This is a genomic window from Flavobacteriales bacterium (assembly GCA_025210805.1).
In the GTDB taxonomy this organism is placed as follows: domain Bacteria; phylum Bacteroidota; class Bacteroidia; order Flavobacteriales; family CAJXXR01; genus JAOAQX01.
On sequence record JAOAQX010000021.1, the window covers coordinates 1 to 18,750 of the forward strand.

General features: G+C 32.1%; 18 protein-coding genes. 17 read left to right on the forward strand and 1 reads right to left on the reverse strand.

From position 1 onward, the window contains the following. Positions 1 to 246 precede the first annotated feature (246 nt). Positions 247 to 1,104, forward strand: a complete 858-nt coding sequence (locus N4A45_07790; GenBank protein ID MCT4665118.1) for a hypothetical protein — start codon at positions 247 to 249, stop codon at positions 1,102 to 1,104. A 114-nt stretch (positions 1,105 to 1,218) separates the two neighbouring features. After that, positions 1,219 to 2,430 carry a bacteriophage abortive infection AbiH family protein gene (locus tag N4A45_07795; protein ID MCT4665119.1) on the forward strand — a complete coding sequence of 404 codons (1,212 nt, stop codon included), beginning with the start codon at positions 1,219 to 1,221 and terminating at the stop codon, positions 2,428 to 2,430. A gap of 312 nt (positions 2,431 to 2,742) precedes the next feature. On the opposite strand, the gene N4A45_07800 is transcribed toward N4A45_07795, so the two are convergent. Then, the gene (locus N4A45_07800; protein MCT4665120.1) at positions 2,743 to 4,746 is read right to left on the reverse strand and encodes a tetratricopeptide repeat protein; all 2,004 of its coding nucleotides are present in this window, start codon (positions 4,744 to 4,746) and stop codon (positions 2,743 to 2,745) included. Positions 4,747 to 5,088: 342 nt separating this feature from the next. Between N4A45_07800 and N4A45_07805 the strand changes: the two genes are divergently transcribed. From N4A45_07805 to N4A45_07875, 15 genes are all read left to right on the forward strand, one after another. Continuing rightward, on the forward strand, positions 5,089 to 5,469 hold the full coding sequence (locus N4A45_07805) for a hypothetical protein (protein MCT4665121.1): 381 nt from the start codon (positions 5,089 to 5,091) through the stop codon (positions 5,467 to 5,469). A gap of 73 nt (positions 5,470 to 5,542) precedes the next feature. Beyond that, positions 5,543 to 6,598, forward strand: a complete 1,056-nt coding sequence (locus N4A45_07810; GenBank protein MCT4665122.1) for a hypothetical protein — start codon at positions 5,543 to 5,545, stop codon at positions 6,596 to 6,598. Next, on the forward strand, positions 6,582 to 7,274 hold the full coding sequence (locus N4A45_07815; protein ID MCT4665123.1) for a hypothetical protein: 693 nt from the start codon (positions 6,582 to 6,584) through the stop codon (positions 7,272 to 7,274). The genes N4A45_07810 and N4A45_07815 overlap by 17 nt, the downstream gene beginning before the upstream one ends. A gap of 3 nt (positions 7,275 to 7,277) precedes the next feature. Beyond that, the gene (locus N4A45_07820) at positions 7,278 to 7,424 is read left to right on the forward strand and encodes a hypothetical protein (GenBank protein MCT4665124.1); all 147 of its coding nucleotides are present in this window, start codon (positions 7,278 to 7,280) and stop codon (positions 7,422 to 7,424) included. 4 nt (positions 7,425 to 7,428) lie between these two features. After that, positions 7,429 to 8,997, forward strand: coding sequence for a type IV secretory system conjugative DNA transfer family protein (locus N4A45_07825; protein ID MCT4665125.1), 1,569 nt, complete (start codon positions 7,429 to 7,431; stop codon positions 8,995 to 8,997). Then, entirely contained in the window at positions 8,987 to 9,394 is a 408-nt protein-coding gene (locus N4A45_07830) for a hypothetical protein (GenBank protein MCT4665126.1), read from the forward strand. The genes N4A45_07825 and N4A45_07830 overlap by 11 nt, the downstream gene beginning before the upstream one ends. Continuing rightward, positions 9,391 to 10,188 (forward strand): relaxase/mobilization nuclease domain-containing protein, encoded by a 798-nt coding sequence (locus N4A45_07835; protein MCT4665127.1) that lies wholly within the window; start codon positions 9,391 to 9,393, stop codon positions 10,186 to 10,188. Before N4A45_07830 ends, N4A45_07835 begins: the two co-directional genes overlap by 4 nt. A 125-nt stretch (positions 10,189 to 10,313) precedes the next feature. Continuing rightward, on the forward strand, positions 10,314 to 11,852 hold the full coding sequence (locus tag N4A45_07840) for a hypothetical protein (GenBank protein MCT4665128.1): 1,539 nt from the start codon (positions 10,314 to 10,316) through the stop codon (positions 11,850 to 11,852). Between the two features lie 114 nt (positions 11,853 to 11,966). Next, entirely contained in the window at positions 11,967 to 12,920 is a 954-nt protein-coding gene (locus tag N4A45_07845) for a tyrosine-type recombinase/integrase (protein MCT4665129.1), read from the forward strand. Further along, a complete protein-coding gene (locus tag N4A45_07850) occupies positions 12,910 to 13,809 on the forward strand; it encodes a site-specific integrase (GenBank protein ID MCT4665130.1) in 900 nt (299 codons plus the stop codon). The genes N4A45_07845 and N4A45_07850 overlap by 11 nt, the downstream gene beginning before the upstream one ends. 46 nt (positions 13,810 to 13,855) lie before the next feature. Continuing rightward, positions 13,856 to 14,815 carry an Rpn family recombination-promoting nuclease/putative transposase gene (locus N4A45_07855; GenBank protein MCT4665131.1) on the forward strand — a complete coding sequence of 320 codons (960 nt, stop codon included), beginning with the start codon at positions 13,856 to 13,858 and terminating at the stop codon, positions 14,813 to 14,815. Positions 14,816 to 14,897: 82 nt separating this feature from the next. Continuing rightward, entirely contained in the window at positions 14,898 to 15,764 is an 867-nt protein-coding gene (locus N4A45_07860; protein ID MCT4665132.1) for an Rpn family recombination-promoting nuclease/putative transposase, read from the forward strand. Positions 15,765 to 15,952: 188 nt separating this feature from the next. Further along, positions 15,953 to 16,963, forward strand: a complete 1,011-nt coding sequence (locus tag N4A45_07865; GenBank protein MCT4665133.1) for an HNH/ENDO VII family nuclease — start codon at positions 15,953 to 15,955, stop codon at positions 16,961 to 16,963. A gap of 11 nt (positions 16,964 to 16,974) precedes the next feature. Next, positions 16,975 to 17,415 (forward strand): SMI1/KNR4 family protein, encoded by a 441-nt coding sequence (locus N4A45_07870; GenBank protein MCT4665134.1) that lies wholly within the window; start codon positions 16,975 to 16,977, stop codon positions 17,413 to 17,415. Between the two features lie 400 nt (positions 17,416 to 17,815). Further along, positions 17,816 to 18,750, forward strand: a 935-nt coding sequence (locus N4A45_07875) for a type IV secretory system conjugative DNA transfer family protein (protein MCT4665135.1), incomplete at its 3' end; no start/stop codon positions are given.

Consider the following 18,750-nt stretch of genomic DNA (forward strand, 5'->3'; position numbering starts at 1 on the left):
ACCCTCAACTTGAACGTTTTGAATACCCAAAACGAAAACAATGGCTCGCTGAAGATCCAAAAACTGGAGTTTTTGATGCGGTGTCGCTAGCAGTATCTTACCTACATGACAAAACTACAACGAAATGAGTTGTGGTTTTTTGAATATACCACGTTAGGGGTATTTGGGGGTGAATGGTTGTTTATATATTGCGCTTTAAACAAAAGTTATTAGCTTATAGAATTTTAAGCACAAAAAAACACTATTATGAAAAATATATTTTTATTGATTACTCTACTTTTAAACATAACCATTGTTTTTTCTCAAGATCAGGAAACAGAAATAGGACAATATAGATTGAGGAGAGATAAATCATTTCAGGATACAGTTTATATGAAAACAGGAAGTGAAGAAATAAAAATACCCAAGGGTTGGACTATTACTGAAACCATTGCAGGTATTTCTACTCAAAGAACATTAGATCAAGATTATTCAATTACCGTCAAAAAATATGTTCCTATAGAGGTTAAAAGTAACTGGAAAATTGGAGAAATAAAACACTCGGATGAAGAACCTGATAAGCTATATCTTAACCCATATCATTTTATAAAAAAGAAATATGACTCTTTGAATAATAAAGGATACATAAAGATACCAGAAAACAGTTCTGTTACATTAGTAAAATCATTTGTTAAATGGCAAACAATAACAATTCCCTTTGCAATAAGGCCAGCATTAAATGATTCAATTGGAAGTAAGGTTACAACAGATTTAAAAATAGGAGCTTCTATTTCTTACAATTATAATTGGGAAAAATTTAAGAATCGAAGAATTAAAGCTAAAAAAAGTTCTAGAGGAGTTTCAGTAGGGGTTGGTTTTGGTTTTTCAAAGGTTACACTAAACTCGTCGTCAACAAGTCTATTAAATCGGCCATATAAAAATGAGGAAGATGGTCTAGCTTTCTTTATTTCTCCAGGTATTGGGCTTAATCTTAAAGGATTCCAAGTTAATTTTTCTTATGGTTGGGATATTCCCGTAACAGAAAATGTTAAAGATTGGAATTATGCCAATGAGGGGTATCTTGGAATTGGATTAGGTGTTGGTTTAGACGTTTTTGGGAAGTAGTGATATTTTAAATGTTTTTATCGAAATAGTAATCAGTCATTCAATTCGGAAAATTGATTTAGTAATGAATAAATTAAATTTGAAGTATTATATTTATTGTAAATATTAGTAATTATGCCGAAAATACTAATTACTGGAAATGGTTTTGATTTAAATTTTAGACTACCAACTTCCTATACAGATTTCATTAAAATTTTAAATTTTATTGAAAATAATAAGAAAACAGATTTTGATTCTATATTTTCTGCAACTGATAAGTTGCAGAGTATTAAGGAGTATTATAAACCTTTTGAGTTTGATATTAAAAAAATCGAACTACTTAAAGAAGAGGTTTCAAATAACTTATGGTATCAATTTTTTAAAAAAGAATACCATATCGAATCTTGGATAGATTTTGAAAGTAAAATTGAGTATGTACTGACTCTCTTATTCAATTCCTTGGAATATATTAGACGTCATATCTTTTCTAGTGGATCAATACATAAAAGCGGACTTTCTTTATTTAAACCTTATGTATTGGACAATAACATAGAGATGATTGAGGTATTGAAAAGTTTTAAAATTATCTCAGAAAATCAGTATACGGATTTATTATTTAACACTAATTTTTTAACGGAAAAATATGATTTTTTTATTGATATAAATGAAGAGAAAATATCCAATATGTTGAAGAGTGAGATTATTACTTTTAAGAAAATTTTCAATTACTATTTTGAAATCTTTGTATTACCGTTTTATGAAAACATAATTACCTCAATCGATAGTTCTTCATTTTCAAGAATTGAAAAACATTTCACGTTTAATTATACTCCTACATTTGATCTACTTTTTGGCGGAAATAAAACAAATTATCTTCATGGTAGGATTGACTCATCTGCAAACAATATTGTACTTGGAATTAATGAAGTGCCAACAGATGCCTTAAATAAAAAGTACTTTTTACCATTTACGAAGTACTTTCAAAAATTAGATAATTGTACAGATTATAACTTTATAAAAGAGTACGATTCAAGGAAAAAATCAAATTATTCGTTTTTCTTTTTTGGTCACTCTTTAGATAAATCTGATGAAGACTATATTAACGAAGTTTTTAATTTCGTTAATAAATTAACATCTAAAAGAAATAAAATTATTATTATCTATCATAATGAAAATTCTAAATCACAGTTACTAATAAACCTATTGGATATCCGTGGTAAAGATGACATTCTAAACCTTATGAAATCGAATGTTTTAATTTTTGTAAAAAGTAATTCAACTGAATTAGATAAAGAATTGAATAAAGATATCTCCAGAAAACCAAGATATTCAGCAAACGCACTTTAGTCTATGTTTTTTTAGTGCCTTGAACTTAATTCCCGAGTTTTATTATAATAGTTATTTAGGTTCAGGATTCGAAAGGAACTTCCTTCGCAAGATCGCATTATTACAAAAGAATACTTCTGTAATAGATAATTATTCGTGGAATAATGCAATCTTGCCTAGTATCTTAGTGTCACACAGGTTAAGGCAGGGTTGTTTGTTTTTTTTCTAATTACAAAAATCCTGAATTCAAATTGGGGTCTATAAATTAAACTCTGTCTGATGATTTACCCTCTTTGAGCTAGTCCTAAGATAGGTTGTTAAATTCAAAGGAATTCATTCTCTAGAATTATTTTTTTTTGATTGCAATGTTTCTATGTTAGCAAGGGTTTTATTCAAGTTCGAGGTGCATATTTTAGAATTTTCCTGAGTTAATTTCTTTCTAATTTCTAAGGCTCTTAATAGTGAGGCTTCTGCATTTTTATAATCTTCTTTATTTGCTTGTGTAACTCCTAAATTATTTAGAGCTGTTGCTAAATAATGTAGATAGATATCTGGATTTTCTTGAGATAATTTATCAAAAATATTTAACGCTCTTTGGTATGATATTTCTGCATCTATATAATTACCTAGTTCATTCTGAAGAACTCCAAAATTATTTAAGACGTCTGCAATTTTAGGTTCATAAGCTTCTGGATTGTTTTTAGCTAGGTCGTTGTAAATTTCCAAAGCTTTTTGGTAAGATATTTTTGCACTAGTGTGATCTCCAAAATTTCGACTTAATAAATTACCTATGTTGTTTAATGTATTGGCTAAAAAAGGGTCGTACTTAGTCGGATTTTTCTTTGCTAATTCATCGTAGATTTCGAGGGCTTTTTGATATGCTTCTCCTGAGCTTATGTAGTCTCCCATTTTTCTTTTTAAAACTCCTAGATTATTATGGATATTTGCAATTTGATCATGATGTGTTTTGCTATCTTTCTCTGTTGATGAGATGAAGAGGTTCAAAGCTTTTTTGTATGATTCTTCAGCAATTTTATAATCCCCTTCATTACTTTGTAGTCCCCCTAAATTTATCAAGACAATAGCTACATTAAATGAATATTCTTGCGAGTTTTCTTCATTCAATTTGTGATAGAGTTTTAAAGCTTTTTGGTACGATATCTTTGCTTCTGTGTAGTTCCCTTTCTTATTTTGTAATATTCCTAAATCGGAAAGAGTATCAGCTATATCAAGGGAATATTCCCCTGGATGTTTCTGATCTAATCTATTATATAACTCTAAGGCTTTTAGGTATTGGGTAATAGATTCATTAAAGAAATTGAATTTGAAAAGATATCGAGCGTAATTATAATAATTATCGGGTCTAGGCTCTATTCTTATTAATTCATCGTAAAAACTTTTCGTCTTTTCGTGGTTTAAAAATGGTAGTGTTTGTCTTATTGATTCTTTTAAAATAGAAATACCTTTTTCTTTATGATTGATGTAAATATCTGAAAGTTGATCTAAATTTTTATTATCAACGGCAATTTTTATCTTCTCAAATACATTCGATAATTCCAAATTCCCAATTTTCTGAAGTCTTTCTATTTCCGTTTCGAGCTCTACTCTGTTTTTAAATATTACATTAGCTACTTTTTTAAGTATCTCTTGTAGTTTTATAGAGATCTTCTTAGTAAGATATAAATCATTAATAATTTGGATAACTTCAACTTTTCCATTAGCGAAGGGTAGTTTATTTAAATGTTCTCCAATTTCAATAGGGTCAATTTTTGTATTTTCAAATATTTCAGACAATAAAATAGAATCATCAATTTTACTAGGGGTGTTATTCTCCATAGTTTTTTTGTTGATCTTTATTTCAAGCTTCTTTATTTCCCAATTTTCATCAATTTGAATTTTATTATATTCATTACTAAACCTTGAATACGGTAATATTAATTCGATAAATTTATTTGCTTTTCTGTAATCATCCTGACGGTATTTCTTATTTGTTAAAATAATGGAATTAAAAAACATTTTTACTGTATCTATGGAGTACTCCAGATATTCGTCAGTTCCTTCTTTGTAGTTGCAAAATATTAGAGCTATTATTGAATTGATACTTTCTAAGGTGAATTCTTCATTATTTATTTGGGTATTAAAATTGGCTATATTTTTATTAACTTGGTTCATATAATTTAATTTTTCATTTCGCTCTCCTAGATTATTAATTTGAGTTTCCATTTCTTCTACACCATTAGATATAATAGGTCCAAGCGTCTTACTGATTTGTAATATACTTTCCAGAGAAGATCGCCTTATTCCAAATCTTGATTTCTTATTTCTTCCTTTTCCCATAGCTTATATTAATTTTTCTGTAAAGGTCGGATTTTTCATTCAATTTTTCATTTTTCTCATTCAAATATTCATTCTTGATTATCAGTTTATTACATCACATTTGTATCAAGCAAAAAAAAAGAGGCCTACTCACTCTGGCAAGTGAATAGACCATGAAATTTTCGCTAACCTCAAAAAAACTACTACATAAATTTGAGGCTTACTATGAAGTTCTATTATTCTAGATCAAGAACTCCAACGAGCTCCAATTTCATTACTGATTCTTTCACGAATCGAAGAAATTGTCAATCAAATTTCAGTAGGTGATTTTGAGATTTTCATTAACGAAAAAATCTGATCATCATGAACAAGTTTAACTTTCATTCAGAAGGTCGTCATCTAGACCTTAACAAAGAGCTAAAAAAACATTTTAGCCAATCTCCAAATTGTGATTCGAACATTGAATCAAAACCAATACACCGCTACGAAGTTCTTAACGAAGTGATTTCCTTTGACCACTTATACGCATACTTAATCAAGTATGACTATAAGCCAACAACAATTATCGAGGAGGGAGGAGCTTTTTATAATCCTAGAGAAGTTGACTTTTTAACTTTTGCCGTTCAAGACGAATATTTCCCACAAGATATTATGGAGATATTTAACCAATCAGGTGCAGATCTTCCTGCAAAACTAGAATGGGATCGCCTGCAAATCTTTCTACACGAAAAAGCAAACAAGTAATCCATCAACACCACCCCAAATCTTGGGGTGGTGTTTTATCCACCCTATTATATAAACCAAAAATCAAAAGACCATGAAAAAACACAGTATCATGATCCACGAGAACTTTGAGAAGCAGTTCTCCAAAAAGACAGTCGCCATTCAAAAGGATGTTTCTGTTAAAGTAAAAAGCTTATCTGCTTTAAGTAGTTCAGACTTACAATCCTTTCTTATGTATGTTGTAGGGCTTTATCAAAATCTAATTTTCGATTTACACAAATCAATTCAATGGGCTGGACAGCTGAAGGAATATTTACAGTTAAAAGCTGAATCAGAAGAGAAGGTTGAAGTTCTTCAAGAAGAAAAGAAACAACTCGAAGAGAAAATCAGAAAACACCGACTCAATAGCGAAAAGGAAGACATTGCATACTTGTCCCATGTAATGAAGCGATGGAAATTTATCGTTGTCATTATTGCTTTACTTCTTGTGTCCGAAACTGGATTTAATGTAAAGGCATTTCAAGTTGTATCTTCCAATCTACTTATAGCAACATTAATGTCCGCAGGACTTGGAATTTGCTTGATTTTTTCCGCACATTTTGTGCCAAAAATAGTAAACAAATACGCTAAAAATCTTTTGCAGAAGGTTATGTTTTGGATCATCAGCATAGGAGTGATGGCAATCATCTTCTATTTTATTGGAGAGATGCGAATGGCATATTTCACTGTCATGAATGACCAAAATGCCTATGGCATCACATCAACACATTTTGTTGCTATAAACATCATATTCTTTATCTGCGCTTCTATGTTATCGAGCTTTTACGCCCCAACTGTTGAGCAAAGACAGACCTTCCTTAAAAATCAGAAAAGCCGAGAACTTTTTACCGAGTATCAAAAACGAATCAAAGAAATTGATGGGGAGTTAAGCATGATTCCAAAAGAATTGTCGGAAAAGGAAAATCTTGTGAGTTCACTACTGATTTACATCCATGAACAGGAACGCTTAATTGATGGTTCTTATCAAGAAACGCTTAGAACAGCTCTTTTAGAGCTAGAGTTACAAACAGGGAAGAGTATCTCGAAAATCGAAGAAATCCCAAGTTTAACCATGAAGTACGAATCAACAAATTATGAAGATTATGTATAAGATGATACTCATTTTATTCGCTTTGCTTTTGGCTGGATGCCAGGAGCAAAGTTCAAAACAAAGTTCTTCAGTAAGTATATGTGTTTTGGAAGACAAATCTGAAGATTTCGAAATCCAACCATCAGCGACATGGCTAAAGCAAATGGTAGATATAGAAAACCTCGACTCGATTAGTATCAGCTATGAAGTTTTAAATGATCTTCCATTTCACGGAACAACAGAAATCCAATTCAATAGAACAACAGGACTTTTATCCAACGAGGTAGAAAATCGACAGAAGGAAAAAGCGTTTTTCAAAAAGATAGAAGCTGAATTATTCAGTTCTGATTCCTTACAAAAAAATGCGCCCAAATCCTATCTCTATCCGATTTTAGTTAAGCATCTGAATGAAGGACGAGCTGATCAAATCCACCTTTTCTCAGACCTCAAAGAGAACAGCTTCATTAACCTTTACCATTTTAACAGTTTGGAGTTTCAACGAAATTATAAAGCGATAAAATCAGCTTTTGAAGCCGTAGAGCTAAAAGATGGAAATACTAAAGTATATCTGTATTACAAAGTTCAGAATTACGAAGATGGAATCTATTACGGTCTGTTAATTAAGTTGTATGAAGCCTTACTTCTCCCTAAAGGATACGAAGTCCATATCGGAAACATTAACCCTTTAATACGCTAAGCAATGGAAACTATCATCAGCATCGTTAAAGCGGTTTTCAAATTACTCATGCAAATACTCCTTTTGGGAGTGTTTGCTATCAGTAAACTAGCCGAAGGACTTTTTGCAAGTCTCAACGAAATCATCAATCAACAACTTAAAAACAAGTGAATTTATGATCAATAAACGAAACATATACTACCGATACATTCGGAGAAAGTTAAGAGCGTTCTATAGAGCAACAGCTCCACTTCGAAAGGCAGGATTCGACATGTTAGCCGATTTGGGCGAGATGATAGAAATAGCCTTAGAAAACCTTGAAGATTTATTAATAACCAAATCCGACAAATTAGAAGCTGGTTTTGGAAAAGCTCATAAGCTTATACGTAAGAAACATCGAGGGTTTGTATTGGATGGGAAAAGAGCTTTGACGGTGAAAAGAAGCCAAGAAAATGTTATGTGCGTATCTCCTAGTGGTGGAGGGAAATCCACAACGATAATTTTTCCGAGTATTTTATGTTGTCCACACTCTATGATAGTTAACGACAATTCAGGTGAATTGTCTCAGAGTGAAAACTACCTTCTAAGTAAGGGTTTTGTTGTAAAATATCTTGATTTTGGTAATCCTGAAAAATCACTTTTCTACAATCCCTTAAAGCGTATTTGTTCCAGTTCCGATATAGCCAAGGTAAGCTCCATGCTTGTGAGAACCTCAAACGAAAAGTCTGATTTTTGGACATTAAAGTCTGAAGAATTAATTTCTATTTGTATTGAATACCTTACTGAAAACGAATCACAGATATATCGAAATCTAGCAAACGTATATTATTTACTTGAGCACCTACAAAGTGAACCAGAAACTATCCGAACATTATTTAAGGAAAATGCTACAGAAACACTACAGAGAAAACTTGAAGGGATTCTAAAAAATAGTGAGAACACAAGAGCTTCTATCATCAGTTCAGCACTTGCTAGCTTGAATTTTATTGGAAATGATAAAGAGCTACAGAATTTAACCTGTGTCGATACCATAGATTTTGATTCTTTTAGAAGACAAAAAACCGCTCTTTTTATAAGATGTCCACTTGGAAATACGGCGTATTACCAAAAGATTATTTCGATATTTTTTGAACAATTCTTCTCTTCGGTATTTAACAAAGCTTTACCAAGCGATGAAGATTTACCTATCTCAATCATCGCAGATGAACTTGGTTCGATGTACTTACCAAACCTGGCCTCCATTATTTCTAACGCGAGGAAGTTCCTTATACCCATATTAGGTGTACTACAGTCTGAAAATCAAATTTTTGAGAATTACGGTTCTTTTAATGCAAAGACGATACTCAATAACGCAGGTGTGAAAGTGTATTTCACAGGACTTACTGATGAGAGTGAAAACCTTTCTAAAATTCTTGGTGAATACGAATACGAAGATGAAAAAGGCATGACTCGTACAAGGCGATTAATGACCGCTGATGAAATACGAACAATGCCTAAAAACCAAGTTCTAATCATACCGAGTGGAGGAAAACCTCTTAAGGTAAAAACGACACCTTATTACAAACAAAGATGGATGGTGGAAGCATTGAATATGAAAGCAGAAACAAATCTTGGACATGAAAATCCAAAACCATCATTTACCTATACTGCTGTTTACTTAGACCTATCCACTTTCAAAAAGAAATATAATCCAAAACAAGAAGAAAAAATCATTAACGTAAAATTTCCGAAATATGGAGAATAAGAATCAAAAAATCCAACCTCAACACTTTGCTTCCGTGTATGATTATTTAGAAGCTTTAGGTGTATTAGAATTTGGAGACCATCAAGACATTCAAGAGGCTAAAAGCTTCTATTGGAGCTCTTATAGAAAAAGAAGAAAAGAGGACTTTGACAAGAAGAATAAATCGATATCCATTAGCTTCAAATTAGATGATTATTTCAGATTAAAGAAAGATGCTGAATCATTTAAAATGCCTTTATCGAAATATCTCAAGGAGCAAATTTTTAACAAGGGTACTAATACAAGTGAAATTGAACTTCTACTTCTTGATCTAATCGTAGAGCTTGAAGACGAGGAAATTTCCCAAGATCTTATTGTTAAGCGATTGGAAATACTCCTTCAAAAACTTCAAGCATGATTATCAAATCCAAGTCACATAAGGGGAGGAATGCTTTTAAAACCGTCATTGAGTATATGTTTAAAGAAGACCACAATGCTGAGTTTGTATATAAAAAACTACTTCGTACTCAAGATAAAGAATCTTGGGTTCGACAGTATGAAGCTTGTGAGGGAAATAGGCAAATCAAACGTAGCAATGGGATCAAATTACATCATGAGATTATGAGTTTTAATCCAAAAGATACTGAATCCATTTCTCGAGTTATGCTAAAGGATTTTGCAAAGAAATATGTTCAATTACGAAATCCAAAAGCCCTTTCTCTTGTTGTGGCTCATTTCGAGAAAAATCATGTCCATTTACATTTCTGTTTTTCTGCAATTGATTATGGAACTGGGAAATCAAACAGACTTTCGAGAAAGGAATTTTCAGAGGTAAAACAGAATATTCAAAAATACCAATTGGATAAATATCCTGAGCTGGAGCATTCACTTGTGAATCATTCAAAGTCGAAAAAGAAAACCAAAATTTCGGAAAAAGAAATGCAGATGAGATTACGAATAGGAGAAGTTTCTGAAAAAGAACAGCTCTACTACAAGGTGCAAAGTATTTTCCATGCTTCTCCAGATATTCCAAGTTTTGTTCATACGCTAAAACATAACGGAATTGAACCATACATAAGAAATGGAAAGCTGACGGGAATACATTATGGAAACAGGAAATATCGCTTTAAAACGCTAGGCATAAAAGAAGATATGATTCTTGAAAAAAGTAGAATAAAAAGCAAAAAAAGAAATCAAGAATTAAATCGCTAAGACGTATTCAACAATATAGGCAGGGCCTAAGTATTCAAGTCCGTATTATAGGCAGGAAATATAAAAATCGCTACCACAATTTAGACACTAAACTTACCTTGCAAACGCTGTAAAACCTGAAAAACATGGCAAAAAACAACATATTATTCGAAAACCAAGATAAAGAGCGTTTACGACTTTCTGATGAGCATCTTTTAGTAGAAGTATTCGGAGGTGTCCATTTGGATAACCTCGATAGTTTATCAGTCACCTTAAAGATATCCAAAAAGAAATCTCGTGTACCAGCTATCAGAACATCCATAGACCTATATCGAGCTGATTCGGTAGATTTACTGCTAACGAATTTATGTCAGCGATTTGAGATTGGGTTTAGCGATACTCAAAATTTCTTTGCGGAGATAACAAACATTCTCGAAGAATATCGCTTTAGTGAAATCAGAAACAAACAAAGCTTTATATCTCAAAAAGGACTTTCTTTACCCATCCAAAAAAAGACAGAAAAAATCCTTAACCAAAAGAATCTCACTGAGCTTATTCAAAAAGAACTTACCAAGGCTGGTATTTGTGCCAACCAAGATGAAGCACTTCTTATTTACCTATCGGTAGCATCTCGGAAAATGCCAAAACCTTTATCGATTTGTTTTTTAGATAATGGACAATTAAGTCAATTACTCTTTGAAAAGATGCAATACTGTTTGCCGAGTAGCGAAACCTTATTTCCAAGCAGTATTTCCTCCCAAGCCCTGTTTTATTTTTCCCGTGATGAGTTGCATCAAAAAGCCCTGTTTTTATCCAATATAGGAACTAAAGAAGAATTACATACTCAACTGAATGAGCTTATTCGAAAGGGACGATTGCAAAAAGTCGTTTCTTTAAAGAATCATAAAACAGGAATCCCTTTTGTGATGAGCCCTGAAATAAATGGTCCCGTAGCACTGTGTGCCAGTAGTAAAAAGAAATACGCCCATAAGATAAATGCTCTTCCTTTTTTGTCCTATCCATTACATGAAGATGAGGAGGAATTAAACGCTTGGCACGAGCAAGAAAAAAGAATGTTTGCTGGACTGATAGATTCTGATAAGCAAATGGAAACCCAAGAGCTTTTAAAAACCATACAGCTAAGCTTAGAAGAGTTTTCGGTGATTAATCCTTATGCTTTAGATATTTTCCTACCCAAACATCTTGAGAATAATCGAAAACTCCTTTACCAGCTTTTACAACTTAGCTCAACCATCACTTTTATCCATCAAAAAAATAGAGTCAATGAAAATGGAGTTTTACAAACTCAACTTTCCGATCTTGAAATAGCGCTGAATCTTTTTAGGCCACTGCTTGAAAAGAAAAATAAACTAATAGAATCATCCGCTTTGGAGCGATTTTATGAGTGGTTAAAGGAATTTTCTCATCAGAGAGAATACTTCAAAATATTTGAACTGCTTCAGGAAAATCCTGAGCTCAGAAGAAGAAATGTAAACCGATATCTAAAAGAACTTATGGAAGTTGGACTTCTTGAGATTAAAGGAGGGAAAAAACAAACGGGATATCAATATGCCTTATTGGATTATCATCCTAAAAATCCAAAACCACTTCAAGAAACTTTTGAAGAGTATAAAAATCGATTAGTAAACAAACTTAGCCAAAAAGAGGAAACAGCAAAACAGTAGGACATTGTAGGTAGACTGTAGGACAATAACTCCTTTGTCCTACGATAAGCCCTAGTAAACTATAGAAAAACACGGTGTAGGACACACAAATTAAAATCCATAAAGACCAAAAACATGAACAAGGCTTACTCATCAAATATACTTAAAAGCAAGGCATTTCGATATGTTTTATCGGATTTTAGTTCTTGGCTGTCTGTCCTTGGATATTCATCGAGTACCGTCTATCAGTTACCACTTTTGGTTAAAGAATTTCTTGAGTTCTTAGAAAGTATTCATAAAAACGAACTTTCCGCTATCAATCAAAAACACATCGAATATTACTATCGAAATATCCTCCAGAAAAGGGAACACAAAAGAATCCCAGGAAAAGGACTTTCAAATGCCCATTTAAATAAACATCAGCATGCGCTACGTTTATTAACTGATTATCTTCGAAAGAATGGAAAAAGCCTGATTCTTTCTCCAAGAATCCTTCGAGAATCTACAGAATCAAAAGACATCCAAATCATTACAAAAGAAGAAATGATGCATCTCTTTAGACTTACCGAAGTTCATCCTCCCTATAAAATGCCATACAGCATTGAGCTTAGAGATAAGGCTTTATTGTCTGTGTTGTATTCTTGTGGACTTCGATTGAATGAAGCTTACTGCTTGAACGCATCCGATATCAATCTATTTACAAAAATACTTCATGTAAAACATGCCAAAGGAAATAAAGAGCGATATGTGCCTTTTACCGAATCCACAAAATCCATTTTTCAGAAATATCTTTTTGATGCTCGACCCTATTTAGCTAAAAGTAAAGAAGAAGCTTTTTTTGTGAGTATTCGATCAGGGCGTATGTCTAAAAGCAATTTTTCTAAACGATTAGAAGAACTACAAAGGCGTTCAGATCATCCAAGTTTTAAGCAAAAAGTTCTGCATCCCCATTTACTTCGCCATAGCATAGCTACTCATTTATTGGAAGCAGGAATGAATTTGCAAGACATTGCCGATTTTCTTGGTCATAGCTCCTTAGATTCTACTCAAATATATACTCACTTAATTCAAAAAAAACATGAATTGTAATTTCCAAATCTACCTTGAAAGCAAAGGGTATAGTTATAAATCGATAAACCGATCTTTAGCTGAGCTGGATTATTTTAAAACTTGGTGTTTACAAAACAATCTGGAAAGTGAAGTTTTGGAGTATAAAGATTTGATTGATTTCCTACAGTTTTTAGAAATAACAGCTAAGGTTAAAAACATCACTAAAGCTAAATATCTAACCAGTATTAAGCATTATTATTCTTTTCTCTGTGATCAAGGGATCCGAGAATCCAATCCTACTCGTTATATCAAAATTAAAGGAATAAAACGCAAACAATATCACACCATCCTAAGTAAGGAAGAACTCGAATACCTCTACTTAAATTATCAAGTGTTTGATGTAAAAGAAGAGATAGAATGGTGTAGAAAGAGAAATAAGGTGATTCTCGGATTTTATGTATTTCAGGGAATTGATACTACTTCTTTAAAAAGCTTAAATACAAAAAATGTTGATTTAAAAACAGGTACTGTTCATATCCCAAACACAAGAAAAAGTAAAGAACGAAGTTTAAAATTAAACCCTTTGCAGATGATGGATTTATTGGAATACATCAGTGATATTAGAGAGAAAATTCTTAACCAATATCAAAAAGAAACAACGCAATTATTCTTTTCAACAGGAAGTCGTGAGGATATTCAGAATGTATTAGCCAAACTCAAAAAACAACTGAGTAAACAAGATCCAAAATTCAACTGTTTCAAACAAATAAGAGCATCAAGAATTACGTATTGGATTAAGACGGAAAATCTAAGAATAGCTCAATACAACGCAGGGCATGCTTATATTTCGAGTACAGAGAATTACAAGGTTCATGATACCGATTCTTTGGCTTTAGCCGTGGAGAATTTTATGCCGAAATTGGGGTGATTCATTGAAAGGTGATTTAAATCGATTAACTTTAGAAAAAAAAATTATGATAGGATTTCAAGAAAGATATATCAACCTATTTACAGGATATGGTTTTCAAAGATTATTTGTTGAAAAATCCAATAAAGATTTACTATTAGATTTCCTAAACACATTCTTAAAAGAAAAAGAAGGACAAATAATATCTATATTCTATCTAGATAATGAAGACGAAAGTGTCCCTTATCTTAAGAGCAATGAAGGTATTTGTATTCTTTGTGTAAACCAGAAGAAACAAAAGATAATAGTTGAATTTCAAATTCAAAATCATCCTATCGGTAATACTGTTATAGATTTTTATCGTTCTATATCTTCAATTGAAAAGCAAATATCGCGATCAAAGTTAACTATAGAAAGTACCACATTGTATACAATAGTTTTAACCGACTTTGTATTTAAAGAAAATAGAAAGGATGGTACTCAATATCTTTATACTCAAGAAATAGATTTTGGTGCAAATTTCGAAAATAATATGTGCTTTACATATGTAGAACTTCCAAAATTTATCAAGAACACAAATGAGCTGACCACAGATCTTGACAAATGGTTATTTGTCATAAAAAATTTACACAACTTAGACAAAAGACCTAGTACTCACGATGAAATAATATTTCAAAAACTGTTTAGTGTTGCAGATTTAAGAACAATGACAAATCAAGATTGGCAGTATTATGAGACAAGCATGAAACATTATCGAGATTTAAATAATGTGCATAACTATCAATTTGAAAAGGGGTTTGAAGAAGGTATTAAAATGGCTCAAGAAGAAGTTAAAAAGAGTCAATTTGAAAAGGGGTATAAAGAGGGTGTTAAAACAGCCCAAGAAGAAATTAAAAAGCGAGTATCAAATAAGAGAATTATTGATGAGTTATTAAAAACGCTATCTATAGAAAAAATCACTTCATTGACTGGGTTAACTGAATTAGAAATATTAAGAATTCAGGGTACTAAGGATGGAAATGATTAATGGAAATTTATATCAATTTTAATATAGTTACGCCATATAAAGACTTATCTTTGCAGAAATTAGATTTTTTAGAAAACACATTATGTCAAGATTTAAGGAAAAATATATCAATCCGTTTACGGACTTTGGATTTAAGAAATTGTTTGGTGAAGAACCGAACAAGGATTTGTTATTGGATTTTCTGAATGAGCTTTTAAAAGATCAAGAAGGTCGTATTGTTGAGCTCAATTATATGAAGACAGAACATTTAGGTTCAACAGTTATAGACCGTAAAGCTATTTTTGATATTTACTGTGAAAACGAAAAGGGGGAGAAATTTATCGTTGAGCTTCAAAAAGCAAAACAAAAGTTTTTTAAAGACCGTAGTGTTTTCTATTCTACTTTTCCGATCAGAGAACAAGCCCCAAGATCTTCAGAGTGGGATTTTGAATTAAAAGCCGTTTACACCATTGGTATCTTAGATTTTGTGTTTGACGAAGACAAAAACGAAAAAGACAAGTATAGATATGATGTTCAACTAATGGATATAGATACGCATAAGATATTTTATGATAAGTTGACCTTTATCTATCTTGAGATGCCAAAGTTTAATAAAACTGTAGAACAGCTTGAAACACGTTTTGATAAATGGCTATACGTTCTTAGAAACCTTAACCGATTAGACCGAATTCCTGATGCATTGAGGGAATCAATTTTTGAGAAGTTATTTGAAACAGCAGAAGTAGCCAAAATGACAAGAGAAGAATATGATAGTTACGAAGGAAGTTTAAAATACTATCGTGATATTCAAAATTCAATAGATACAAGCTATCAGGAGGGAATTGCCCAAGAAAAAATAAATACAGTGATTGAATCATTGAAAGCAGGATTAAAAGTTTCTGTTATTTCTACAATTACTAAATTACCTGAAGCTGAAATATTAAAGATAAAGAAAGAAGCAGGTCTTTAGCGCATACTAATTTTCTAATCTAATGGAAGCGTATCGTAAGGCGTATTTAAATATCTAAAGCAATGGTTTTGATAATCATTGCTTTTTTTGTTTCTTTGTTATAGGAAGTTATATCCAATTTATTAGGATTATTAAAGTTCATTGAAAAGTTAAATAATTGCATAAGGGTTTTAGTTTTTGGAATGCAAATGCCAGGGAGATATAATGATCCTGAAGAGTATAGATACGGTTTCCAGGGGCAAGAAGTCGATAACGAAATAAAAGGGCCAGGTAATTCTGTAAACTATAAATTCAGAATGCATGATCCTAGATTAGGCCGTTTCTTTGCTGTTGATCCTTTAACTGCTAAATATCCACATTATTCACCCTATTCATTTAGTGGAAATAAGGTAATACAGTTTGTTGAGTTGGAGGGATTAGAAGAAGGTAGAGCCCCAATTTATGAGAGTATAGATGGATACATAACGGCAATAGATGGAGCTGAAAGTGGTGTCATTTTTAATGAGGCACAGTATAAATTACCAACGGAATTTAAATTATCTGACATAAAGCAAGAAGACTTACCTGATCCTGGAAGTATAGGACTTTCTTATTCTCAAAAAATCTATCAACAGAATGTGAAGATAACTACAGAAGTTGTGGACGGTTTGACACCTCTTGTTACCATTACAAAATTAGGAAGTGGTAAAGATGTTGATGGAATTGACTTGTTAACAGAGGGTGCTGGAATTGCCGGTGATGCGATTAAAATTGGTTATAAAGGGGTAAAAACTCTTCTAAAAATAACTGATGGTGTAAGTGAGATTAATAAAATTTCCAAAAATACGAGGAAGTTTTGGAAAGGAACAACTTACTTTCAAGGAATTAAGGTTTACCAAAGGAGTGATAATTTTAATCCTAAAGCTATTTCATCTTGGAATATTAAAGTTAAAGGTAAAAAAGTGAAGGTAACAGGTACAAATGTGGAAAGAATGGCATCTGGTAGAGCCCCAATAGGAATTGATGGAAAACCTATAAATTTGCATCATATGATTCAGTCTGATGCGGCAGGCTTAGCTGAAATGACACAAACATTTCATAAGAAAAATAGTAAAATTCTTCATATTAATCCCAGAACAATACCATCAGGGATTAATAGAAGTCAATTTGCTACTTTTAAACGTAATTATTGGAAACAAAGAGCAAAGGATTTTAAGTAAAACGAAATAATATGGATTACGAGAAAATAAGGAAACTTATAGAGGATAAAACTGATATTGTTGATTTTGGGAATTTTGAAAATGGAATATCCGATGAATGGATTCAATTGGCTCAGAATCGTCTAGGAGTTATTTTTCCTCCTTCTTATGTTTGGTGGTTAAAACACTATGGTGGAGGTGAGATTAATGGAGAAGAAATTTTTAGTATATACGAAATGGATTTTGACACTGTTGTGGGAGGTGATATCGTATATATTAATGAATTAAACAGAAAAAATGGTTGGAATTCACAGAAAGAATTAGTGATTCATGAAAATGATCAAGGTGAATCCTATTATCTAAAGCTAGATGATGTTGATGAATTCGGGGAATCACCAGTTTATATTGATTTAGATAAAGAAAAATATGCAAATAATTTTATAGATTTTCTTTTAAAGAAAATAGATGAATGAGGTAATGTATCAAACTGGGTAATGATGTAAATCGGGTGATAAATTAAAAATAATCTTTAACTTGTGGATTTTCAATTCTTATTTTCGATAACTAAAAAGTGAAAAGGTGATAGACACCAAACAAGAAGATTTGAACTAATCGATTCAATAGGTTCTAGGAAATTCCTAGCAAGAATGCACGTGTAAGAAGTGTCAACGTATTAACGTGCAATCTTGCAAAAGGAGGATTTATCCGAGAGTCTAAAAACTAAACCCACTCAAATTTTAAGATGGTCAGCTTCCAAAAAGGGAAGTTAAACCAATTCAAAAATCTTAAAATTTGAGTGGGTTTTTACATATATACAATCAGGTCGTTTTTCCTTTGCCTACAAAAGAGTGATAGAAATACTAAGCTGATCACATGAAAGCTTCCACTACCTATTTTGGCACCACAAACTTTAGAGATTCAGCTAATCCTTTTGGGATTCTACAAAAAGACCGTTTACACCATTTTTATATCCTCGGAAAAACAGGAACAGGAAAGACAAATGTACTTTATAGTAAAATCCTGCAAGATGTATTTTATTGCCGAGGCTTATGTCTGATTGATATTCATGGGGATTTATCCAAATCGATCACTAAACATATCCCTAAAAACAAATTGGTGTATTTAGATGCTACCAATCCAAAACTAGAACTAGGATATAATCCACTAAAAAAAGTCTCCCATGAAAAACAAGCTTTGGTGGTTTCTAGTATTCTCGATGTATTTGAAAAAGTATGGGGAAGACATGCTTGGGGAGTAAAACAGGCTCATATTCTTAGAAATATTCTACTGACTCTTTTAAGACAAAAGACCGCTAATTTTTCTGATGTCACCAAATTACTTTTAGATAAGGACTATCGAAAAAGCTGTTTAGAAAACATCCAAGATAAAGAACTGCTTCAGTTTTGGGAAAAGGAGTTTATAAACTATACCAAACATGATTTCCTGCCTATTTTTAATAAAATTGGCGGACTACTATCCTATTCACCCATCCGAAAAATACTTATTGAGAACAAAGAACCCATTTATCTTCGTGAAATTATGGATAAAGGAAAAGTGTTAATCGTCAATTTATCTAAAGGACATATCGGAAAGGAACCTGCCTATATTTTAGCTTCCTTGTTGGTTACTTCTTTAAGCTCGGCTTCTTTTAGTCGGATTGATACCAAGGAAAAAGATCGAAGACCTTTCTTTCTGTATTTTGATGAGTTCCAACACTACACCAATTTATCCATTATTGAAATGCTCTCTGAACTTAGAAAGTTTAATATTGGTGTTATCATGGCACATCAATATCTAGGACAACTCGA